28 protein-coding genes are annotated in these 19,817 nt (G+C 66.6%); all 28 read right to left on the bottom strand.

Annotated elements, in window-relative coordinates; all coding sequences use genetic code 11:
* Nucleotides 1–15 precede the first annotated feature (15 nt).
* The 28 genes from SM116_RS04520 to rpsG all read right to left on the bottom strand — a co-directional run bounded on the left by SM116_RS04520 (nucleotide 16) and on the right by rpsG (nucleotide 19,817).
* Complete coding sequence (locus SM116_RS04520) at nucleotides 16–687, bottom strand: DsbA family protein (protein WP_320943271.1); 672 nt, start codon at nucleotides 685–687, stop codon at nucleotides 16–18.
* A gap of 115 nt (nucleotides 688–802) precedes the next feature.
* On the bottom strand, nucleotides 803–1,636 hold the full coding sequence (map, locus tag SM116_RS04515) for a type I methionyl aminopeptidase (protein WP_320944095.1): 834 nt from the start codon (nucleotides 1,634–1,636) through the stop codon (nucleotides 803–805).
* A gap of 27 nt (nucleotides 1,637–1,663) precedes the next feature.
* The gene (locus SM116_RS04510; protein ID WP_320943270.1) at nucleotides 1,664–2,275 is read right to left on the bottom strand and encodes an adenylate kinase; all 612 of its coding nucleotides are present in this window, start codon (nucleotides 2,273–2,275) and stop codon (nucleotides 1,664–1,666) included.
* The gene (secY, locus tag SM116_RS04505; RefSeq protein WP_320943269.1) at nucleotides 2,272–3,600 is read right to left on the bottom strand and encodes a preprotein translocase subunit SecY; all 1,329 of its coding nucleotides are present in this window, start codon (nucleotides 3,598–3,600) and stop codon (nucleotides 2,272–2,274) included. Before secY ends, SM116_RS04510 begins: the two co-directional genes overlap by 4 nt.
* A gap of 174 nt (nucleotides 3,601–3,774) precedes the next feature.
* Nucleotides 3,775–4,419 (bottom strand): 50S ribosomal protein L15, encoded by a 645-nt coding sequence (rplO, locus tag SM116_RS04500; RefSeq protein WP_320943268.1) that lies wholly within the window; start codon nucleotides 4,417–4,419, stop codon nucleotides 3,775–3,777.
* Entirely contained in the window at nucleotides 4,419–4,604 is a 186-nt protein-coding gene (rpmD, locus tag SM116_RS04495) for a 50S ribosomal protein L30 (protein WP_106816569.1), read from the bottom strand. The genes rplO and rpmD overlap by 1 nt, the downstream gene beginning before the upstream one ends.
* Nucleotides 4,604–5,257, bottom strand: coding sequence for a 30S ribosomal protein S5 (gene rpsE / locus SM116_RS04490; protein ID WP_320943267.1), 654 nt, complete (start codon nucleotides 5,255–5,257; stop codon nucleotides 4,604–4,606). Before rpsE ends, rpmD begins: the two co-directional genes overlap by 1 nt.
* A 20-nt stretch (nucleotides 5,258–5,277) precedes the next feature.
* Nucleotides 5,278–5,637, bottom strand: coding sequence for a 50S ribosomal protein L18 (rplR, locus tag SM116_RS04485; RefSeq protein WP_320943266.1), 360 nt, complete (start codon nucleotides 5,635–5,637; stop codon nucleotides 5,278–5,280).
* A gap of 2 nt (nucleotides 5,638–5,639) precedes the next feature.
* Complete coding sequence (gene rplF, locus SM116_RS04480) at nucleotides 5,640–6,176, bottom strand: 50S ribosomal protein L6 (RefSeq protein ID WP_320943265.1); 537 nt, start codon at nucleotides 6,174–6,176, stop codon at nucleotides 5,640–5,642.
* A gap of 6 nt (nucleotides 6,177–6,182) precedes the next feature.
* Nucleotides 6,183–6,581, bottom strand: coding sequence for a 30S ribosomal protein S8 (rpsH, locus tag SM116_RS04475; RefSeq protein WP_320943264.1), 399 nt, complete (start codon nucleotides 6,579–6,581; stop codon nucleotides 6,183–6,185).
* Between the two features lie 129 nt (nucleotides 6,582–6,710).
* Entirely contained in the window at nucleotides 6,711–7,301 is a 591-nt protein-coding gene (gene rplE, locus SM116_RS04470) for a 50S ribosomal protein L5 (RefSeq protein ID WP_320943263.1), read from the bottom strand.
* Nucleotides 7,301–7,660, bottom strand: a complete 360-nt coding sequence (gene rplX / locus SM116_RS04465; protein WP_320943262.1) for a 50S ribosomal protein L24 — start codon at nucleotides 7,658–7,660, stop codon at nucleotides 7,301–7,303. The genes rplE and rplX overlap by 1 nt, the downstream gene beginning before the upstream one ends.
* Before the next feature lie 2 nt (nucleotides 7,661–7,662).
* Nucleotides 7,663–8,031 carry a 50S ribosomal protein L14 gene (rplN, locus tag SM116_RS04460; protein ID WP_018171454.1) on the bottom strand — a complete coding sequence of 123 codons (369 nt, stop codon included), beginning with the start codon at nucleotides 8,029–8,031 and terminating at the stop codon, nucleotides 7,663–7,665.
* A complete protein-coding gene (gene rpsQ, locus SM116_RS04455; RefSeq protein ID WP_320943261.1) occupies nucleotides 8,028–8,351 on the bottom strand; it encodes a 30S ribosomal protein S17 in 324 nt (107 codons plus the stop codon). Before rpsQ ends, rplN begins: the two co-directional genes overlap by 4 nt.
* Nucleotides 8,351–8,668, bottom strand: a complete 318-nt coding sequence (gene rpmC, locus SM116_RS04450; protein ID WP_320943260.1) for a 50S ribosomal protein L29 — start codon at nucleotides 8,666–8,668, stop codon at nucleotides 8,351–8,353. Before rpmC ends, rpsQ begins: the two co-directional genes overlap by 1 nt.
* Entirely contained in the window at nucleotides 8,668–9,087 is a 420-nt protein-coding gene (gene rplP, locus SM116_RS04445; protein WP_320943259.1) for a 50S ribosomal protein L16, read from the bottom strand. The genes rpmC and rplP overlap by 1 nt, the downstream gene beginning before the upstream one ends.
* Complete coding sequence (gene rpsC, locus SM116_RS04440) at nucleotides 9,087–9,848, bottom strand: 30S ribosomal protein S3 (RefSeq protein ID WP_320943258.1); 762 nt, start codon at nucleotides 9,846–9,848, stop codon at nucleotides 9,087–9,089. Before rpsC ends, rplP begins: the two co-directional genes overlap by 1 nt.
* Nucleotides 9,848–10,258 (bottom strand): 50S ribosomal protein L22, encoded by a 411-nt coding sequence (gene rplV, locus SM116_RS04435; RefSeq protein ID WP_320943257.1) that lies wholly within the window; start codon nucleotides 10,256–10,258, stop codon nucleotides 9,848–9,850. Before rplV ends, rpsC begins: the two co-directional genes overlap by 1 nt.
* 25 nt (nucleotides 10,259–10,283) lie before the next feature.
* Nucleotides 10,284–10,565, bottom strand: a complete 282-nt coding sequence (rpsS, locus tag SM116_RS04430; protein WP_320943256.1) for a 30S ribosomal protein S19 — start codon at nucleotides 10,563–10,565, stop codon at nucleotides 10,284–10,286.
* 12 nt (nucleotides 10,566–10,577) lie between these two features.
* On the bottom strand, nucleotides 10,578–11,417 hold the full coding sequence (gene rplB / locus SM116_RS04425) for a 50S ribosomal protein L2 (protein WP_320943255.1): 840 nt from the start codon (nucleotides 11,415–11,417) through the stop codon (nucleotides 10,578–10,580).
* 23 nt (nucleotides 11,418–11,440) lie between these two features.
* Nucleotides 11,441–11,776, bottom strand: a complete 336-nt coding sequence (rplW, locus tag SM116_RS04420; protein ID WP_320943254.1) for a 50S ribosomal protein L23 — start codon at nucleotides 11,774–11,776, stop codon at nucleotides 11,441–11,443.
* Entirely contained in the window at nucleotides 11,773–12,453 is a 681-nt protein-coding gene (rplD, locus tag SM116_RS04415) for a 50S ribosomal protein L4 (RefSeq protein WP_320943253.1), read from the bottom strand. Before rplD ends, rplW begins: the two co-directional genes overlap by 4 nt.
* A gap of 2 nt (nucleotides 12,454–12,455) precedes the next feature.
* Nucleotides 12,456–13,115: a 50S ribosomal protein L3 gene (rplC, locus tag SM116_RS04410; protein WP_320943252.1), complete on the bottom strand. Its 660-nt coding sequence runs from the start codon at nucleotides 13,113–13,115 to the stop codon at nucleotides 12,456–12,458.
* A gap of 8 nt (nucleotides 13,116–13,123) precedes the next feature.
* Entirely contained in the window at nucleotides 13,124–13,432 is a 309-nt protein-coding gene (rpsJ, locus tag SM116_RS04405) for a 30S ribosomal protein S10 (RefSeq protein WP_045246810.1), read from the bottom strand.
* Between the two features lie 432 nt (nucleotides 13,433–13,864).
* The gene (locus SM116_RS04400) at nucleotides 13,865–15,703 is read right to left on the bottom strand and encodes a DUF4012 domain-containing protein (protein ID WP_320943251.1); all 1,839 of its coding nucleotides are present in this window, start codon (nucleotides 15,701–15,703) and stop codon (nucleotides 13,865–13,867) included.
* Between the two features lie 102 nt (nucleotides 15,704–15,805).
* Nucleotides 15,806–16,999, bottom strand: coding sequence for an elongation factor Tu (tuf, locus tag SM116_RS04395; protein ID WP_320943250.1), 1,194 nt, complete (start codon nucleotides 16,997–16,999; stop codon nucleotides 15,806–15,808).
* A gap of 153 nt (nucleotides 17,000–17,152) precedes the next feature.
* Nucleotides 17,153–19,267: an elongation factor G gene (gene fusA, locus SM116_RS04390; protein ID WP_320943249.1), complete on the bottom strand. Its 2,115-nt coding sequence runs from the start codon at nucleotides 19,265–19,267 to the stop codon at nucleotides 17,153–17,155.
* 79 nt (nucleotides 19,268–19,346) lie between these two features.
* Nucleotides 19,347–19,817, bottom strand: coding sequence for a 30S ribosomal protein S7 (rpsG, locus tag SM116_RS04385; RefSeq protein ID WP_045275957.1), 471 nt, complete (start codon nucleotides 19,815–19,817; stop codon nucleotides 19,347–19,349).

Raw genomic sequence — 19,817 nt, 5'->3', positions numbered from 1 at the left:
GTATCGCGACGTCGACTACTTGAGGTGCGGCGTGATGTCCGTCGCCGGGTTCATCGTCACCGGGATCTGCGTCCCGTTGACGACGAGCGTCGGCGTGCCGGTCGCGCCCTGCGGCAGCTGCTGCGCCTGCACGTACTTCTGGTACTTGTTGGACGTGATCTCGCTCTCGAGCGCCGGCGTCATGTTCACGCCGGCGTTCTTCGCGACATCGATGATCTGCTGGTCGGTCAGACCGGCCGAGCCCTCCTGGGGCTGGTTGGCGTACATCGCCTGCATGAAGGCGTACGCGTTCGCGTAGTCGTGGATCACGACGGAGTACATGGCTGATCCGGCGCGGCTCGAGTAGCCGGCGGGGTTGCTGCGAGTGTCGAGAATCGCCACGGGCACCACCTCGAGGGTGGTCTTGCCTGCATCCACCGCGGTCTTGATCGTGGCTCCCTCGCTCTGCTCGAACTCGTTGCAGATCGGGCAGAGGAAGTCGATATAAGTGGTGACCGTGTTCGTCTTGGAATCGCCGAACACGATCGCGCCCGAGGAGGTGATGTGCGAGGACTGCGGCTTGTCACCCGGAGAGGACGCCTGGGTGTTCATCACGACGACGAGGACCGTCACGACGGCCAGGACCGCCACGACGGCGATGCTGACCCAGATCGCGAACCAGTTCGTCTTGCGGGCTGTGGTTGCCATGTACGTCTTCTCCGTGTTCGAGCGGGGTGCAGCCCCATTTTCCACGAGATCTCTATGCCGATCCCGTGAGCGACCTGTCGGTCGCCAAAGTGTTGTCGGCGCCGCCGACGAGATCTCAGTCGATCGGCTGCGGGACCACTCCGTAGGGCGCAAGACCGGCGGCCCCGCCGTCGGGAGCCGTCAGGACCCAGATGCCGCCGTCGTGGACCGCCACCGAGTGCTCCCAATGAGAGCCGTCCGAGCCGTCGATCGTCGAGACCGTCCAGTCGTCGTCCTCGACGAAGGTCGCCTCGCTTCCCGCGACGACCATCGGCTCGATGGCGACCGCCAGGCCCGGGCGCACCTCGGGACCCGGATCTGCGACGCGGTAGTTGAAGATCGACGGCGACTCGTGCATTTTGCGGCCGATGCCGTGCCCGACGTAATCGCGGAGGATGCCGTAGCCGTGCCCCGCATCCTCGATCGCGTCCTGGATGGCCGCACCCACCTCACCGAGGTGCTTCGCCTTCGCGAGGGCGGCGACGCCCACCCACAGCGACCGCTCGGTGACGCGCGAGAGCTCCTCGCGGGCGGCGACGAGTTCCGGCCGGGACGGATCGGGGACGACGATCGTGATCGCCGAGTCGCCGTTCCACCCCTTGAACTCGGCACCGGAGTCGATGGAGACGATATCGCCGGGCTCCAGGACGCGGTCGCCCGGGATGCCGTGGACGACCTGCTCGTTGACCGAGGTGCACACCGTGTGGCGGTAGCCGCGTACCATCTGGAAGTTCGACACCGCACCGCGGCCCGTGATGACGGCGTTGGCCGCCGCATCCAGTTCCAGCGTCGTGACGCCGGGCCGGACGAGCCGGCGCACGGCGTCGAGAGAGGCGGCCGTGATCCGCCCGGGCTCGACCATCGCCCGCAGCTGCGCGGGCGACTTGTAGATCGACCGCCGCAACCCCATCAGCATGTCACTCGGTGCGGACGCACGTCAGGCCGCAGCCCGGCGCACCAGTCCGCGTGCCTCGAGAGAGTCGACGATACGGTCGGTGATCTCGTCGAGCGTGCCCACACCGTCGATCTCCTCCACGATCCCGCGCTCGCGGTAGACGTCGAGGATCGGCGCCGTCTCGCGCTCATAGATCGCCAGGCGATTGGCGATGACCTCGGCCGTGTCGTCCGTGCGACCCTGCTCGGCCGCCCGCAGCTCGAGCCGCGAGATGCTCTCCTCGCGGGGAACGCTCAGCTCGATGACGGCCGTCAGCTGCTCGTCGCGGTCGTCCAGGAAGGCGTCGAGGTCGGCGACCTGGCTGAGGTTGCGGGGGTAGCCGTCGAGGAGGAACCCCGCAGCGGCGTCCGGCTGAGCGAGACGGTCGCGTACGACCTCGCCGGTCAGCGCATCGGGAACGAGATTCCCCGCCTCGATGATCGCCTGCACCCGTCGCCCGAGCTCCGTGCCCTGTGCGATGTTCGCGCGGAACACATCTCCGGTCGACACCGTCGGGATGCCGAAGATCTCGGCGATCCGTGCACCCTGCGTGCCCTTGCCCGAACCCTGGGGCCCCACGATCAGGAGCCTCGCCGGAATGCCGGTCCGCGTCATCGGAGGAGCCCTTCGTAGTGGCGCTGCTGCAGCTGCGAGTCGATCTGCTTCACCGTCTCGAGGCCGACGCCCACCATGATGAGGATCGACGTGCCGCCGAACGGGAAGTTCTGGTTCGCGCTCACCGTGGACAGGGCGATCAGCGGGATCAGCGCCACGAGACCGAGGTAGACCGAGCCCGGCAGCGTGATGCGCGTCAGGACGTAGTCGAGGTACTCGGCGGTCGGCCGGCCGGCACGGATGCCGGGGATGAAGCCGCCGTACTTCTTCATGTTGTCCGCGACCTCGACCGGGTTGAACGTGATGGCCACGTAGAAGTACGTGAAGCCGACGATCAGGAGGAAGTAGAGGAGCCAGTACAGCGGGTGGTCGCCCTTGGTCAGATACTGCGTGACCCACACGACCCACGCCTGCGGAGTCTGGCCTGCCTTGGGCTGGTTGAACTGCGCGATGAGGGCGGGGATGTAGAGCACCGACGAGGCGAAGATGACCGGGACGACACCCGCCATGTTGACCTTGATCGGGATGTACGTGTTGGTGCCGCCGTACGTCCGGCGCCCCACCATCCGCTTCGCATACTGCACGGGGATGCGTCGCTGGGACTGCTCGACGAACACGATGAGACCGATGATGACGATTCCGATCGCGATCACCAGGAAGAAGACCTCCCAGCCCTTCGCAACCTTGATCGCCCACAGGGCAGCGGGGAACGACGCCGCGATCGACGTGAAGATGAGGATCGACATGCCGTTGCCGACGCCACGCTCGGTGACGAGCTCGGCGAACCACATGATGAGGCCGGTGCCGGCAGTCATCGTGAGGATCATGAGCATCATCGCCCACCACGCGTCGTTGGTGAGGAGCTGGTCGCAGGCCGCGACACCCTGGATGCCGAACAGCTGGCTGCCGCCCGCGCGGGCGACGGTGACGAGCGTCGTCGACTGCAGGAGCGCGAGCGCGATCGTCAGGTAGCGGGTGTACTGCGTGAGGCGGGCCTGTCCGGCCTGGCCCTCTTTGTAGAGGGTCTCGAAGTGCGGGATGACCACGCGCAGCAGCTGGATGATGATCGTGGCCGTGATGTACGGCATGACGCCCAGCGCGAAGATCGAGAGGTGCAGCAGTGCGCCCCCCGAGAACAGGTTGACGAGCGAGAGCAGGCCCGACGCGCCGCCGCTCGCCGCGAGACACTGCTGGACGTTGCCGAAGTCGACGAACGGCGTCGGCACGTGGGCACCCAGGCGGTAGATGGCGATGATGCCCAGTGTGAAGAGGATCTTCCGACGCAGGTCGGGAGTGCGGAAGACCCGCGCGATGGCGCTGAACAAGAGGATTCCTCCAGAGGGATGCCGGCGCGCACGGTGCACTGGTCAGTGCACGACGCGCAGACCACCAGCGTAACCCAGGGCGGAAGATCCCACGGCCAGGTTGTGGAGGGCTGCGGCGCGGGGCCGGAGTGACGGAAGGGGCCGGGAGGTGTCCCCCGGCCCCTGCCTGTCGATTTACTTGACGGTGCCGCCTGCGGCGACGATCTTCTGCTCGGCGGAACCCGAGACCTTGTCGACCGTCACGTTGAGCTTGACCGAGATGTCGCCGTTGCCGAGAACCTTGACCTTCTCGTTCTTGCGGACCGCACCCTTGGCGACCAGGTCGCCGACGGTGACGTCGCCACCGGACGGGTACAGCTCGGCGAGCTTGTCGAGGTTGACCACCTGGTACTCGACGCGGAACGGGTTCTTGAACCCGCGCAGCTTCGGAGTGCGCATGTGGAGCGGCATCTGGCCGCCCTCGAAGCCGACCTTCACCTGGTAGCGGGCCTTCGTGCCCTTGGTGCCGCGGCCGGCGGTCTTGCCCTTCGAGCCCTCACCACGGCCGACGCGCGTCTTGGCGGTGTTGGCGCCGGGGACCGGGCGCAGGTGGTGCACCTTCAGAACGCCGGGGCGGGATGCCGGGGCATCCTTCTTCGCGCTCTTGGCGGTGTCCGCAGCCTTCTTCGCGGGGGTAGCCTTCGCTGCCGGCTTCTTGGCAGCGGCCTTCTCGGCAGCCGGCTTCGCCGCGGCCTTCTCGGCAGCCGGCTTGGCGGCGGCCTTCTTGGCGGGCTTCTCGGTCGCGACGGTCTCCGCCGTCTCATCCTTCTTGTCAGCCATTAGTCGATCTCCTCAACCTTCACGAGGTGTGCGACGGTCCGGACGTAGCCGCGCGTCTGCGCGTCGTCGGGACGGACGACCGAGTCGCCGATCCGCTTCAGACCGAGCGAACGCAGCGTGTCTCGCTGGTTCTGCTTCTCGCTCACCTTGGACTTGATCTGCGTGACCTTCAGACGCGCAGCCATCAGGCACCTACCTTCTGCTCGCGCGCAGCCGCGGCCGCGTCGGCCTCGGCGCGCACCAGACGCGCGGGCGCGACCTGGTCGAACTCCAGACCACGACGGGCTGCGACGGCACGCGGCTCCTCGAGCTGCTTCAGCGCCGCGACCGTCGCGTGCACGATGTTGATCGTGTTCGACGAGCCGAGGGACTTCGACAGGACATCGTGGATGCCGGCGCACTCGAGCACCGCGCGGACAGGACCGCCCGCGATGACACCGGTACCGGCGGCAGCGGGGCGCAGCAGGACGACGCCGGCAGCGGCCTCACCCTGCACCGGGTGCGGGATGGTCGAGCCGGAGCGCGGCACGCGGAAGAAGTTGCGCTTGGCCTCCTCGACACCCTTCGAGATCGCCAGGGGCACCTCACGGGCCTTGCCGTAGCCGACGCCCACGACGCCGTTGCCGTCGCCCACGACGACGAGCGCCGTGAAGCTGAAGCGGCGGCCACCCTTGACGACCTTGGACACGCGGTTGATCGTCACGACGCGCTCCAAGAACTGGCTCTCGTTGCGATCGCGCGAACCACGGTCACGGTTGGGGTTGCGCTCGCGGCCGCCGCGACGGGGCTCGCGCTCCGTCTGGGCCTGCTCGGGCGCGGCCTGCTCGGTGGCGGTCACTTCGGTCTCCTTGATGTCACTCACAGGTTCAGCCCTCCCTCGCGGGCGCCTTCGGCGATCGCCGCGACGCGGCCGGCATAGCGGTTGCCGCCACGGTCGAACACGACATCCTCGATGCCGGCGGCCTTCGCCCGCTCGGCGACGAGCTCGCCGACCTTGCGGGCCTTGGCGGTCTTGTCACCGTCGAACGAACGGAGGTCGGCCTCGAGCGTCGAGGCGGAGACGACCGTGTGGCCCTTGCTGTCGTCGACCAGCTGCACGAAAACGTGGCGCGCGGAGCGGTTGACGACGAGACGCGGACGCAGCTCGGTGCCGACGATCTTCTTGCGAAGGCGGGCGTGACGACGCGAACGCGCGTCGGACTTCGACTTCACAGCCATGGTTACTTACCAGCCTTTCCGGCCTTGCGACGCACGACCTCGCCGGCGTAGCGCACACCCTTGCCCTTGTACGGCTCGGGCTTGCGGATCTTGCGGATGTTCGCAGCGGCCTCACCGACGGCCTGCTTCGAGATGCCGCTGACGGTGAGCTTGTTGTTGCCCTCGACCGTCAGGGTGATGCCGGCCGGCGGCTCGACCAGGACGGGGTGCGAGAAGCCGAGCGCGAACTCGACCGCCGAACCCTTCTGGGCGACGCGGTAACCGGTGCCGACGACCTCGAGGCCCTTGGTGTAGCCCTGCGTCACGCCGATGATGTCGTTGTTGATGAGGGTGCGGGTCAGACCGTGCAGCGAGCGCGACTCGCGCTCGTCGTCGGGACGGGTCACGATGACCTGGCCCTCTTCGATCTTGACCTCGATGGGGCGCGCGACGGTGAGCGAGAGCTCGCCCTTCGGGCCCTTGACGGAGACGTCCTGGCCGTCGACCGAGACGGTCACACCGGCGGGGATGTCAATGGGAAGACGTCCGATACGAGACATGAATCGTCACCACACGTAGGCGAGAACTTCTCCGCCCACGCCCTTCGACTCGGCCTGACGGTCGGTGAGAAGACCGGAGGAGGTGGACAGGATGGCGACGCCCAGGCCACCGAGGACCTTGGGGATCTCGGTGGACTTCGCGTACACGCGAAGACCGGGCTTGGAGACGCGCTTGATGCCGGCGATCGACCGCTCGCGGTTCGGGCCGTACTTCAGCGTCAGCGTGAGGGTCTGGCCGACGCGGGCGTCGGACACCTCCCACTGCGCGATGTAGCCCTCCTGCTTGAGGATCTCGGCGATGTGCGTCTTGAGCTTCGAGCTCGGCAGCGACACAGAGTCGTGGTGCGCCGAGTTCGCGTTGCGCAGACGGGTCAGCATGTCTGCGACCGGGTCTGTCATCGTCATGATTGGTTTCCTTTGATCATGAGGTTTCGGCAGCCGTTACACGACTGACGACCTGCAATGAGATGCCATATTCAGTTGTGACATGGGGATGCCTGGCGCTGTGGCCAGGCATCCCGCAATTGTGTCAGATCACGCCTGAGCGTCATCCGCACGGAACGGGAAGCCCAGGTGGCGCAGGAGCGCGCGGCCCTCGGCATCCGTCTCCGCCGACGTCACGATCGTGATGTCGAAGCCGCGGACGCGATCGATCTTGTCCTGGTTGATCTCGTGGAAGACCGACTGCTCCTGCAGACCGAAGGTGTAGTTGCCGTGACCGTCGAACTGCTTGCCCGACAGGCCGCGGAAGTCCCGGATGCGGGGCAGCGCCAGGTTGACGAGGCGGTCCACGAACTCCCACGCGCGGTCGCCGCGGAGGGTGACGTGCGCGCCGATGGCCTGGCCCTCGCGCAGCTTGAACTGGGCGATCGACTTGCGGGCCTTGGTCACGACCGGCTTCTGGCCGGTGATCTTGGTGAGGTCGTCGACCGCACCCTCGATCACCTTGCTGTCGCGCGCGGCCTCGCCGACACCCGTGTTCACGACGACCTTCACGAGGCCGGGGATCTGCATGACGTTCTCGTAGCCGAACTCGTCCTGCAGCGCCTTCTTGATGTCGTTGTTGTACTTCTGCTTGAGGCGGGGCTGGATCTTGCCAGCCTCCACGGCAGCGGTGGTGCTCATCAGAGGTCCTTGCCTGACTTCTTGGCGTAGCGCACACGCACGGTGCGCTTCTTGCCGTCCTTGATCTGCTCCTCCACGCGGTGTCCCACGCGGGTCGCCTTCTTCGTCGACGGGTCGACGAGGGCGACGTTGGAGATGTGGATGGAGGCCTCGAACGTCTCGATGCCGCCCGTCTTGGTGCCGCGCTGGGTCTGGCCCACGCGGTTGTGACGGGTGGCGTAGTTGACGCCCTCGACGATCACGCGGTTCTGCTCGGCGAGGACCTCGAGGACCTTGCCCTGCTTGCCGCGGTCGCCGCCCTTGGCCTGCGTGCGACCCGTGATGACGACGACCAGGTCGCCCTTCTTGATGTTCGCCATGATCAGATCACCTCCGGTGCCAGCGAGACGATCTTCATGAACTTCTTGTCGCGAAGCTCACGGCCGACCGGTCCGAAGATGCGGGTGCCGCGGGGCTCCCCGTCGTTCTTCAGGATGACGGCGGCGTTCTCGTCGAACTTGATGTACGAGCCGTCGGCGCGACGCGTCTGCTTGACGGTGCGCACGACGACCGCCTTGACGACATCGCCCTTCTTGACGTTGCCGCCCGGGATGGCGTCCTTGACGGTCGCCACGATGATGTCGCCCAGGCCCGCGTAGCGGCGGTTGGAGCCGCCGAGCACGCGGATGGTGAGCAGCTCCTTGGCGCCGGTGTTGTCGGCGACCTTGAGCCGGGATTCAGTCTGGATCACTTCGCCTTCTCCAGGATCTCGACCAGACGCCAGCGCTTGGTGGCGCTCAGCGGGCGGGTCTCGTTGATGAGGACGAGGTCGCCGATGCCGGCGCTGTTCGTCTCGTCGTGCGCCTTGACCTTCGACGTGCGACGGATGACCTTGCCGTAAAGCGGGTGCTTCACGCGGTCCTCGACCTCGACGACGATCGTCTTGTCCATCTTGTCGCTGACGACATAGCCACGGCGGGTCTTGCGGTAGCCGCGCGCGTTGACGTCACGGACGTCGTGCGCGGCGCTCTCGTGACCGGTCGTCTCGACCTTGTTCTCTGCAGCGGCCATCACTCAGCCTCCTCCTGCGCGGCGGGCGCCTCGGCGTCCGCCTTCTTCGTCTTCTTGGCCTTCGCGGCCTTGGCCGGCGCCTCGATCGGCGTGGGCGTGGCACGGATGCCCAGCTCGCGCTCGCGGATCACCGTGTAGAGGCGCGCGATGTCGCGCTTGACCGCACGGATGCGGCCGTGGCTCTCGAGCTGGCCGGTGGCCGACTGGAAGCGCAGGTTGAACAGCTCTTCCTTGGCCTTGCGCAGCTCCTCGACGAGACGCTCGTCTTCGTACGTGTCGAGCTCGCTCGTGGCGAGCTCCTTGGTGCCGATCGCCATTACGCGTCGCCCTCCTCGCGCTTGATGATGCGTGCCTTCAAGGGCAGCTTGTGAATGGCACGGGTCAGGGCCTCACGAGCGAGCTGCTCGTTGACACCGGCGACCTCGAAGAGGACGCGACCCGGCTTGACGTTCGCGACCCACCACTCCGGCGATCCCTTGCCGGAACCCATGCGGGTCTCGGCCGGCTTCTTCGTGAGCGGACGGTCCGGGTAGATGTTGATCCACACCTTGCCGCCACGCTTGATGTGACGCGTCATCGCGATACGAGCGGACTCGATCTGACGGTTGGTCACGTAAGCGGACGTGAGCGCCTGGATGCCGAACTCGCCGAACGACACCTTGGTGCCGCCGGTGGCCTGGCCCGAGCGGCCCGGGTGGTGCTGCTTGCGGTACTTGACCTTGCGGGGGATGAGCATTACGCCGACGCTCCTTCTGCCACGGGGGCCTCGTTGCGGCGGTCGCCACGGTCACGAGGGCCGCGACGGTCGCCACGCTCACGCGTCGGCTTCTGGTTCGCCTGCTCGCGCGCGAGCTCCTTGTTCGTGAGGTCGCCCTTGTAGATCCAGACCTTCACGCCGATGCGGCCGAAGGTGGTCTTCGCCTCGTAGAAGCCGTAGTCGATGTTCGCGCGCAGCGTGTGCAGCGGCACACGACCCTCGCGGTAGAACTCCGAGCGGCTCATCTCGGCGCCGCCGAGGCGGCCGGAGACCTGGATGCGGACGCCCTTGGCGCCCGCGCGCTGTGCGCCCTGCAGACCCTTGCGCATCGCGCGGCGGAACGCCACGCGGGCGCTGAGCTGCTCGGCGATGCCCTGGGCGACCAGCTGAGCGTCGGCCTCGGGGTTCTTGACCTCGAGGATGTTCAGCTGGATCTGCTTGCCCGTGAGCTTCTCGAGGTCGGCGCGGATGCGCTCGGCCTCGGCGCCGCGGCGGCCGATCACGATGCCCGGACGGGCGGTGTGGATGTCGACGCGGACGCGGTCACGCGTGCGCTCGATCTCGATGTTGCTGACGCCGGCCCGGTCGAGCTGCGTCTGCAGGAGCTTCCGGATCTTGATGTCCTCGGCGACGTAGTCGGCGTAACGCTGGCCCGGCTTCGTCGAGTCCGAGAACCACCGCGACACGTGGTCCGTGGTGATGCCGAGGCGGAAGCCGTACGGGTTGACCTTCTGTCCCATTACTTGCTCGCCTTCTTGTTCTTGTCGGCGCCTGCCGAGCCTGTCGAGGCGCTCGCCAGCTCCGGCGTTGCGAGCTGCACCGTGATGTGGCTCGTGCGCTTCTTGATCTGGAACGCGCGACCCTGGGCGCGGGGCTGGAAACGCTTGAGCGTCGTCCCCTCGTCCACGAAGGCGTTCTTGACGAAGAGGTCGCGCTCATCCAGGTACTCGCCGGCCTGGTCGGCCTTGACGCGAGCGTTCGCGATCGCCGACTCCACGAGCTTGTAGATCGGGTCGCTGGCGCTCTGCTGAGCGAACTTCAGGATGGCGAGGGCCTCTTCGGCCTGCTTGCCCTTGATGAGAGCGACGACACGACGAGCCTTCTGAGGGGTCACGCGGATGTGTCGCACGCGTGCGATGGACTCCACCATTTCTCTCTCCTCTTGCACCACCGCGTCAGCGGCGGCGGCCCTTCTTGTCGTCCTTCTCGTGGCCGCGGAAGGTGCGGGTGGGCGCGAATTCGCCCAGCTTGTGGCCGACCATGGTCTCGGTCACGAACACAGGGATGTGCTTGCGACCGTCGTGGACGGCGATCGTGTGACCCAGCATGGCGGGGACGATCATCGATCGGCGCGACCAGGTCTTGATGACGTTCTTGGTACCGGCTTCGTTCTGGACCACGACCTTGCGGAGCAGGTGGTCGTCGACGAAGGGGCCCTTCTTGAGGCTGCGAGGCATCTTCCTCTACTCCTACTTCCGCTTCTTGCCGGCGTTGCGACGACGGACGATGTACTTGTCGCTTTCCTTGTTCGCGTGACGGGTGCGACCCTCGGCCTGACCCCACGGCGACACCGGGTGACGACCGCCGGACGTCTTGCCCTCACCACCACCGTGCGGGTGGTCGACCGGGTTCATCGCGACACCGCGGACGGTCGGGCGGATGCCCTTCCACCGGTTGCGGCCGGCCTTGCCCCAGTTGATGTTCGACTGCTCGGCGTTGCCGACCTCGCCGACGGTCGCGCGGCAGCGCGCGTCGACGTTGCGGATCTCGCCCGAGGGCAGACGCAGCTGGGCGTAGGGGCCGTCCTTCGCCACGAGGCGGACGGCCGCACCGGCCGAGCGCGCCATCTTGGCACCGCCGCCCGGACGCAGCTCGATGGCGTGCACCACCGTACCGGTCGGGATGTTCTTGAGCGGCAGGTTGTTGCCCGGCTTGATGTCGGCCGACGGACCGGACTCGACGACGTCGCCCTGCTGCAGCTTGTTCGGCGCGAGGATGTAGCGCTTCTCGCCGTCGACGTAGTGCAGGAGCGCGATGCGCGCGGTGCGGTTGGGGTCGTACTCGATGTGTGCGACCTTTGCGTCGATGCCGTCCTTGTCATTGCGACGGAAGTCGATGACACGGTACTGACGCTTGTGGCCACCGCCGATGTGACGCGTGGTGATCCGGCCCTGGTTGTTGCGGCCACCCGTCTTGGAGAGCGGGCGCAGCAGAGACTTCTCGGGCGTCGATCGCGTGATCTCGGCGAAGTCGGCGACCGACGAGCCACGACGACCCGGGGTCGTCGGCTTGTACTTGCGAATTGCCATTTTCTAGTCCTCTATCCCGACCGTCAGCCGACTGCCGTGAAGATGTCGATCGTGCCCGACTTCAGCGTGACGATGGCGCGCTTGGTGTCCTTGCGCTTGCCGATGCCGAAGCGGGTGCGGCGGGCCTTGCCGACGCGGTTGATCGTGTTGACGGATGCGACCTTGACCCCGAAGATCTTCTCGATCGCGAGCTTGATCTCGGTCTTGCTCGAGCGGGGGTCCACCAGGAAGGTGTACTTGCCCTCATCGATCAGGCCGTAGCTCTTCTCGGAGACGACCGGCTTCAGGATGATGTCGCGCGGGTCCTTGTTCACCCGGACGGAACGACCCGTCTGGTCGGTTGCGTTCGCGGCGGTCATGCCGAGACCTCCTCGGTGGCGGCGCTCTCAGTGGATGCGTCCTTGTCGAGCCGTGCGGCGACGAAGGCGTCGAACGCGGCCTTGGTGAAGACGATGTCGTCCGAGACCAGCACGTCGTAGGCGTTGAGCTGGTCGAACGAGATCACGTGCACGTAGCGGAGGTTGCGGACGCTCTTCAGCGTGATCGCATCGTCGTGCTCGATGACCACGAGGACGTTCTTGACGGCAGTCAGCTCGGCGAGAACCGCAGCGGCGGACTTCGTCGAGGGGGCGCCGTCGATGCCGAAGCTGTCGACGACGTGCAGGCGCTCGCCGCGGGCGCGGTCGCTGAGCGCGCCCAGCAGGGCGGCCGCGATCATCTTCTTGGGGGTGCGCTGCGAGTAGTCGCGCGGCTTCGGGCCGTGGACGATGCCACCACCGGTCATCTGGGGCGCGCGGATCGAGCCCTGACGGGCGTTGCCCGTGCCCTTCTGCTTGAAGGGCTTGCGGCCGGCGCCGGAGACCTCGCCACGACGCTTGGTCGAGTGCGTGCCCTGACGAGCCGCGGCCAGCTGGGCCACGACGACCTGGTGGATGAGCGGGATGTTCGTCTTGACGTCGAACAGGCCGGCGGGCAGCTCGATGGAGCCGGCCTTCTTGCCGTCTGCCTTCACGACGTCCAGAGTGGAGTCAGCCATGATCAGGCACCCTTCACTGCGTTGCGGACGTAGACGATGCGACCGCGCGCACCGGGGACGGCGCCCTTGACGAGCAGCAGGCCCTTCTCGGCGTCGACGGCGTGCACCGTGAGGTTGAGGACGGTCACGCGCTCGCCACCCATACGGCCGGCCATGCGCATGCCCTTGAAGACGCGGCTCGGGGTCGACGATGCGCCGATCGAGCCGGGCTTGCGGTGGTTGCGGTGAGCACCGTGCGAGGCCGAGACGCCCTTGAAGTTGTGGCGCTTCATGACACCCGCGGTGCCCTTGCCCTTGCTCGTGCCGACGACGTCGACGAGCTGGCCGGCCTCGAACGTGCCGTCCACCGTGAGCTCCTGGCCCAGCGCGTAGTCCGCGGCATCCGCGGTGCGGATCTCGGTGACGTGACGGCGCGGCGTGACGCCGGCGGCGTCGAAGTGGCCGGTGAGGGGCTGGTTGACCTTACGGGGGTCGATCTGACCCGACGCGATCTGGACCGCGTTGTAGCCGTCCTTCTCAGGCGTGCGAACCTGGGTGACCACGTTCGGAGCGACCTGGATGACGGTGACGGGAACGAGCTTGCCGTTCTCGTTCCACACCTGGGTCATGCCGAGCTTCGTGCCCAGCAGGCCCTTGGAAACCTTGCTATTGATGTCAGCCATGTCGAACCTCAGAGCTTGATCTCGATGTTGACATCGGCCGGGAGGTCGAGACGCATCAGCGAGTCGACAGCCTTGGGCGTCGGGTCGATGATGTCGATCAGACGCTTGTGGGTGCGCATCTCGAAGTGCTCGCGGCTGTCCTTGTACTTGTGCGGCGACCGGATGACGACCACGACGTTCTTCTCGGTCGGAAGGGGCACGGGGCCCACGACGGTCGCGCCTGCACGGGTCACGGTGTCGACGATCTTGCGCGCGGACGAGTCCAGTCCGGCGTGATCGTACGACTTCAGGCGAATGCGGATCTTCTGTCCCGCCATTGTCTGCTCTCTCTCTTCTCGCGTCATACGTCTGCTGACGCATCGGACGCACGTCGGTGCTTGCGCACTTTTCACAGTGCTGTCGCACCGGGGCACTTCTCCCGCGGTTGCGGGGATGCTGCACCGCTGTTCTGCTGTCAAACCGGCTGCCGAGGCATCCGGCTCCCCTTTCGCCCGCACGCATGCGCACGGTGCCGGTCGCCCGGCTGAAGAAGGGGGATGTCGCTGTTCTACTGCCCGCGGCCTAGGTCCTCGCGCATCCATCCCGGTGAAGGGATGCTGCGCCGCCTATGCACTGCCCTGGCAGTGATCCGGCGCGCGCTGAGCGCACCCCGGAATGTGGAACCTCACTAGTGTACGTGTCGCCCGGGCGTGTCGCAAACTCGGGCGTGTCGCGCTCGGCGCATCCTCAGGCTCGGCCGGCAGCACGGATCATTTCGACGCGGATCCCATCAGAGCGCCGCAGTTCGCGTCGATGGTGACCGGGGTGTCCGTGACCGTCGGGGTGTGACGCAGCTCGAGCGCGCCCAGCGGGCCCTCGGGCAGCTGCACGGTGTAGGCCACGGTGCGCGTGTGCCCCTGCCGGAGCGCGATCGTCCTGCTGATCGCCGTGTTGCCCTTCTCGACCCCCGCGCGATTGAGGGACTTGACATCCCCCGTACTGGGCGTCGTGGCGACGATCTTCGCACCCGGCGGCGCGAAGAACAGCACGTCGATCATCATGTCGCGCCCGGACAAGCCATAGCTACCGTTGCGCAGACCGAGGACGTAGTAGTCGAGCGGGCTGCTGGGGACGGAACTGGCCAGGGTCATGGTCACCGTCGCCGTCCGCTTGCCCACGTCGCACGCCGCGGAGACGGAGGTCTTGAGGTAATACTCCAGCTTGCCGACGGAGTAGTCGTTGAGGTAGATCCCGAGCTGCGTCTTGGTCTTGTTGTCCGCGCGCAGTGCGCCGTCCAGTCCATACTCGACAGCCATAGCCTGCTCGTCCGCTCGCGAGAACGCGAGGTACACGCGCTGTTCGCCGGCCGCCTTCTGCAGCACGGCGAGCATCTTCATCGGGTCCCACGTCGGCGTCGTGAGGTGAAGGAAGCCGCGGGAGGCGACATCCGCGAAGAATGCATTCGACTCCGGCCCGGTCGGATAGCGCGCGTATGCGTCGCTCAGCAGCGCCTTGACCGCGTTGTCCGCCCCGATCTCGGTGCCGTCTCCCGCCCGGAACGGCCCCGCCACCGACAGCATCTCGGCGAACACCACCGGATCGACCGATACGACACCGTCGGGCCTCGTGCCGCTCGTCTGCTGCCAGAGGTTCTCGAAGAGCTGCGCGGTCGTGGGGAAGTCCGGCGTCATCGTGAAGTCCTGGCTGTTCCGGTTCACCGTCTTGAGGTAGAGCGCAAGCGTCTCGGCAGGCAGTGAAGCGAACTGCGCGTTCCGGCCCGCGCTCGCGAATGTCGTCGAGTTGGCCTGGCTGTCGAACGTCACCCTGCCGTTGTCGACCGTGACGACCATGCTGACCGCCGGGTTGCCCCCTGTCGCCCGGATCTCCGCGTTGTTCTGGAAGATCAGGAGGTAGTGGCGGGGTCCGTCTCCACCCGCGATCTTCAACAGCGTCGGCATCACCGACTGGACGCGCTGCAAGGTCGGCGCCGTCTGGTCGATCACCGTCAGCAGCTGTCCGATCGCCTGATCGACGATCGGCAGCAGCGCCTTCCGGTCGATCCCCGCGACCTTCTGCTGGGCCTCGGCGAACGCGGCATTGAGACTCGGCAGGTCCTTCATCGCCGCCTGGAACGGGGCGAGGTCGATCCCTCCGCCGGCGAGCTTGATCTTCTCGGGACGCAGGTTCGTCAGCAGCCGCACGCCGACGGGAACGGCATCGCGGACCAGGATGTCGGTGGCCTCCGTGGCGTCCCGCACCGCCGCGACATTCTGACCGATGAAGGGGACGTAGGCCCCGATGGCCCACAGCCTGCCCTGCACCGTCTGATTGGCGTGGGTCGTCGCGGCGAGCGCGCGTTCCGAGGAGGCCTGGATGCCGGCTTGGTCTCCCGTGGACACCTGGACCGACAGCAGGCCGAGTTCGTGCTTCGCGGTGCTCAGATCCGCTTCCACCGTCTTGGCCTGCTTGTACAACTGGTAGGTCGCGAAGCCGGAGGCGGCCGCGATGCCGAGGAGGAGGACGAAGCAGCCCAGGAGGATCCAAGGCCAGCGTCGGCGGTGTCGGCGCGGCGAATCCCCAGTCGCAGCGCGCCCGTTCTCAGAGGACACTCCTCGATCGTACGGTGCGCGCCCTGATATCTCACCGAGAGACCATGACATGCGGAAGGGCCGCATCCTCTCGGATGCGGCCCTTCCGGTAAGTCGAAGGACTTACTTGATGATCTTGGTCACCGTGCCGGCGCCGACGGTGCGGCCACCCTCACGGATCGCGAAGCCGAGGCCCTCTTCCATGGCGATCGGCTGGATGAGCTCGACCGTCATGTCCGTGGTGTCGCCCGGCATGACCATCTCGGTGCCCTCGGGCAGCGAGATGACGCCGGTGACGTCCGTGGTGCGGAAGTAGAACTGCGGGCGGTAGTTCGTGTAGAAGGGGTTGTGACGGCCACCCTCCTCCTTGGACAGGATGTACGCCGTGCCCTCGAAGTTGGTGTGCGGCGTGACCGAACCCGGCTTCACGACGACCTGGCCGCGCTCGACGTCGTCACGCTTGGTGCCGCGCAGGAGCAGACCACAGTTCTCGCCGGCCCACGCCTCGTCGAGCTGCTTGTGGAACATCTCGATACCGGTGACGATCGTCTTCTGCGTCGGGCGCAGACCCACGATCTCGACCTCGGAGTTGATCGCGAGCGTGCCGCGCTCGGCGCGACCCGTCACGACCGTGCCACGGCCGGTGATGGTGAAGACGTCCTCGATCGGCATGAGGAACGGCTTGTCCTTGTCGCGCACCGGGTCCGGGATGGACTCGTCGACGGCCTCCATGAGGTCGAGGATCGACTGCGTCCACGCCTCGTCGCCCTCGAGAGCCTTCAGGCCCGAGACGCGCACGACGGGGGCGTTGTCGCCGTCGAAGTCCTGGGACGACAGCAGCTCGCGGACCTCGAGCTCGACGAGCTCCAGGATCTCCTCATCGTCGACCATGTCCGCCTTGTTCAGCGCGACGAGCAGGTAGGGCACGCCGACCTGCTTGGCGAGCAGCACGTGCTCGCGCGTCTGCGCCATCGGGCCGTCGGTGGCGGCGACCACGAGGATCGCGCCGTCCATCTGAGCGGCACCGGTGATCATGTTCTTGATGTAGTCGGCGTGACCCGGGGCGTCGACGTGAGCGTAGTGACGCTTCGGGGTCTCGTACTCGACGTGCGAGATGTTGATCGTGATGCCGCGCTGGCGCTCCTCGGGAGCCGAGTCGATCGATGCGAAGTCACGCTGGACGTTGGTGGCCGACGGGTACTTGTCGGCGAGCACCTTCGAGATGGCGGCGGTGAGCGTCGTCTTGCCGTGGTCGACGTGACCGATCGTTCCGATGTTCACGTGCGGCTTGGTCCGCTCGAACTTGGCCTTAGCCACTGGGTCCTCCTCAGGACGGTCGTGTAGACGAGCCGGGCACTGGTTTGCGACCGGTTCGCTACGGGGATTTCTCTAGCTTAGTAGAGGGGTTCTGTTGAAGCAGTGTGAAGTTGTGGACCCGGGATACCGCGGGCAGCGGCATCCCGGAAGGACTCACTCGCCCTTGGTCTTCTGGATGATCTCGTCGGCGACGTTCCTCGGGACCTCGGCGTAGCTGTCGAACTCCATGGAGTAGACGGCCCGGCCGGAGGTCTTCGAACGCAGATCGCCGATGTAGCCGAACATCTCGGACAGCGGCACGAGGGCGCGCACGACCTTGACGCCGGCAGCGTCCTCCATCGACTGGATCTGACCGCGGCGGCTGTTCAGGTCGCCGATGACGTCACCCATGTACTCCTCGGGCGTACGCACCTCGACGGCCATGAGCGGCTCGAGGATGACCGGGTTCGCCTTGCGGACGGCCTCCTTGAAGCCCATCGAACCGGCGATCTTGAACGCCATCTCCGAGGAGTCGACGTCGTGCGACGCGCCATCCATGAGGATCGCCTTCACACCGACCATCGGGTAGCCCGCGAGGACGCCGACGTTCATCGCATCCTGGAAGCCCTGGTTGGTCGGCTCGATGTACTCGCGCGGGATGCGGCCACCCGTGACCTTGTTCTCGAACTCGTACGTCTTGTCGGCCGTGACCTCGAGCGGCTCCAGCGCGAACTGGATCTTCGCGAACTGGCCCGAGCCACCGGTCTGCTTCTTGTGCGTGTAGTCGTGACGATCGACGGTCTTGCGGATCGTCTCGCGGTACGCGACCTGCGGCTTGCCGACGTTGGCCTCGACCTTGAACTCGCGCTTCATGCGGTCCACGAGGATGTCGAGGTGCAGCTCGCCCATGCCCTTGATGACCGTCTGGCCCGTCTCGGAGTTCTGCTCGACGCGGAACGTCGGGTCCTCCTCGGCGAGCTTCTGGATGGCGACACCCAGCTTCTCCTGATCGGCCTTGGTCTTGGGCTCGATCGCGACCTCGATGACCGGCTCCGGGAACGTCATCGACTCGAGGACGACCTGGTTGTCGGAGTCCGATAGCGTGTCGCCCGTCGTGGTGTCCTTCAGACCGATCACGGCGTAGATGTGGCCCGCGGTGACCGAGTCGACCGGGTTCTCCTTGTTGGCGTGCATCTGGAAGATCTTCCCGATGCGCTCCTTCTTGCCCTTGGTCGCGTTGACGACCTGCGAGCCGGAGTCGAGGTGACCCGAATACACGCGGATGTAGGTGAGACGGCCGAAGAACGGGTGCGACACGATCTTGAACGCGAGCGCCGCGAACGGCTCCTCGCGGTCGGCGTGACGCTCGATGACGATCTCTTCGTTCTTCGGGTCGTGCGCCTCGATCGAGGGGACGTCGAGCGGCGACGGCAGGTAGTCCACGACCGCGTCGAGCATCGGCTGCACACCGCGGTTCTTGAACGCCGAGCCGCACAGGACCGGGTAGAGCTCGCCCGAGACGGTGAGCTTGCGGATGGCGCCCTTGACCTCGGCGACCGTGAGGCCCTCACCGCCGAAGTACTTCTCGAGCAGGTGCTCATCCGACTCGGCGACGGTCTCGAGCAGCTTCTCGCGGTACTCGGCGGCCTTGTCGGCGAGGTCGGCCGGGATCTCCTGGATCTCGTACTTGGCACCCATCGTCACGTCGCCCTTGGCGTCGCCCGGCCACACCAGCGCGCGCATCTCGACCAGGTCGACGACGCCGACGAAGTCGTTCTCGACGCCGATCGGCAGCTGCAGAACGAGCGGCTTGGCCTTCAGGCGGTTGACGATGGTGTCGACCGTGAAGTAGAAGTCGGCGCCCAGCTTGTCCATCTTGTTGACGAAGCAGATGCGCGGGACGTCGTACTTGTCGGCCTGACGCCACACGGTCTCGGACTGGGGCTCGACGCCCTCCTTGCCGTCGAACACGGCGACCGCGCCGTCGAGGACGCGCAGCGAGCGCTCGACCTCGACCGTGAAGTCCACGTGGCCGGGGGTGTCGATGATGTTGATCTGGTGCTTGTCCCAGAAGCAGGTCACGGCGGCGGACGTGATCGTGATGCCGCGCTCCTGCTCCTGCTCCATCCAGTCGGTGGTGGCAGCGCCGTCGTGCGTCTCGCCGATCTTGTGGTTGACGCCCGTGTAGAACAGGATGCGCTCGGTCGTCGTCGTCTTGCCGGCATCGATGTGCGCCATGATGCCGATGTTGCGGACCTTGTTGAGGTCGGTGAGCACTTCTTGTGCCACGGGGTGTCCTTACTTGTGGTGTCGGGTGCACTCGCCGGGTTCGGGAACCGTCATCCGGTTCCCGAACCCGACGTGGCGATTACCAGCGGTAGTGGGCGAAGGCGCGGTTCGACTCGGCCATCTTGTGGGTGTCCTCGCGGCGCTTGACCGCGGCACCCAGGCCGTTCGAGGCATCCAGGATCTCGTTCTGGAGGCGCTCGGTCATCGTCTTCTCACGACGGCCCTTGGCGTAGCTGACGAGCCAGCGCAGCGCGAGCGTGTTGGCGCGGTGAGGCTTGACCTCGACCGGCACCTGGTAGGTCGAACCGCCGACGCGGCGGCTCTTGACCTCGAGGGTCGGGCGCACGTTGTCGAGCGCCTTCTTCAGCGTGGCGACGGCGTCCTGGCCGTTCTTGGCCTCGACACCGCGCAGGGCGGTGTAGACGATCGACTCGGCGATGGACTTCTTGCCGTCGACGAGGATCTTGTTCACCAGCTGCGTGACGATCGGAGCACCGTAGACCGGGTCGTTGACGACCGGACGCTTCGGGGCGGGTCCCTTGCGAGGCAT

This window comes from Microbacterium rhizosphaerae, from assembly GCF_034120055.1.
In the GTDB taxonomy this organism is placed as follows: Bacteria; Actinomycetota; Actinomycetes; order Actinomycetales; family Microbacteriaceae; genus Microbacterium; species Microbacterium rhizosphaerae.
This window is presented reverse-complemented; position numbering and strand designations above follow the sequence as displayed.

Bases quoted from the DNA above. Each gene is read 5' to 3' on its own strand.
- SM116_RS04520 (WP_320943271.1), bottom strand. From the start codon at position 687: ATGGCAACCACAGCCCGCAAGACGAACTGGTTCGCGATCTGGGTCAGC.
- map (WP_320944095.1), bottom strand. From the start codon at position 1,636: ATGGGGTTGCGGCGGTCGATCTACAAGTCGCCCGCGCAGCTGCGGGCG.
- SM116_RS04510 (WP_320943270.1), bottom strand. From the start codon at position 2,275: ATGACGCGGACCGGCATTCCGGCGAGGCTCCTGATCGTGGGGCCCCAG.
- rplO (WP_320943268.1), bottom strand. From the start codon at position 4,419: ATGGCTGACAAGAAGGATGAGACGGCGGAGACCGTCGCGACCGAGAAG.
- rpmD (WP_106816569.1), bottom strand. From the start codon at position 4,604: ATGGCTGCGCGTCTGAAGGTCACGCAGATCAAGTCCAAGGTGAGCGAG.
- rplR (WP_320943266.1), bottom strand. From the start codon at position 5,637: ATGGCTGTGAAGTCGAAGTCCGACGCGCGTTCGCGTCGTCACGCCCGC.
- rplF (WP_320943265.1), bottom strand. From the start codon at position 6,176: ATGTCTCGTATCGGACGTCTTCCCATTGACATCCCCGCCGGTGTGACC.
- rpsH (WP_320943264.1), bottom strand. From the start codon at position 6,581: ATGACGATGACAGACCCGGTCGCAGACATGCTGACCCGTCTGCGCAAC.
- rplE (WP_320943263.1), bottom strand. From the start codon at position 7,301: ATGAGCACCACCGCTGCCGTGGAGGCTGGCAAGATCCAGCCCCGCCTC.
- rplX (WP_320943262.1), bottom strand. From the start codon at position 7,660: ATGGCGAACATCAAGAAGGGCGACCTGGTCGTCGTCATCACGGGTCGC.
- rpsQ (WP_320943261.1), bottom strand. From the start codon at position 8,351: ATGGCCGCTGCAGAGAACAAGGTCGAGACGACCGGTCACGAGAGCGCC.
- rpmC (WP_320943260.1), bottom strand. From the start codon at position 8,668: ATGGCGATCGGCACCAAGGAGCTCGCCACGAGCGAGCTCGACACGTAC.
- rplP (WP_320943259.1), bottom strand. From the start codon at position 9,087: ATGCTCATCCCCCGCAAGGTCAAGTACCGCAAGCAGCACCACCCGGGC.
- rpsC (WP_320943258.1), bottom strand. From the start codon at position 9,848: ATGGGACAGAAGGTCAACCCGTACGGCTTCCGCCTCGGCATCACCACG.
- rplV (WP_320943257.1), bottom strand. From the start codon at position 10,258: ATGGTGGAGTCCATCGCACGCGTGCGACACATCCGCGTGACCCCTCAG.
- rpsS (WP_320943256.1), bottom strand. From the start codon at position 10,565: ATGCCTCGCAGCCTCAAGAAGGGCCCCTTCGTCGACGACCACCTGCTC.
- rplB (WP_320943255.1), bottom strand. From the start codon at position 11,417: ATGGCAATTCGCAAGTACAAGCCGACGACCCCGGGTCGTCGTGGCTCG.
- rplW (WP_320943254.1), bottom strand. From the start codon at position 11,776: ATGACCGCCGCGAACGCAACCGACCAGACGGGTCGTTCCGTCCGGGTG.
- rplD (WP_320943253.1), bottom strand. From the start codon at position 12,453: ATGGCTGACTCCACTCTGGACGTCGTGAAGGCAGACGGCAAGAAGGCC.
- rplC (WP_320943252.1), bottom strand. From the start codon at position 13,115: ATGGCTGACATCAATAGCAAGGTTTCCAAGGGCCTGCTGGGCACGAAG.
- rpsJ (WP_045246810.1), bottom strand. From the start codon at position 13,432: ATGGCGGGACAGAAGATCCGCATTCGCCTGAAGTCGTACGATCACGCC.
- rpsG (WP_045275957.1), bottom strand. From the start codon at position 19,817: ATGCCTCGCAAGGGACCCGCCCCGAAGCGTCCGGTCGTCAACGACCCG.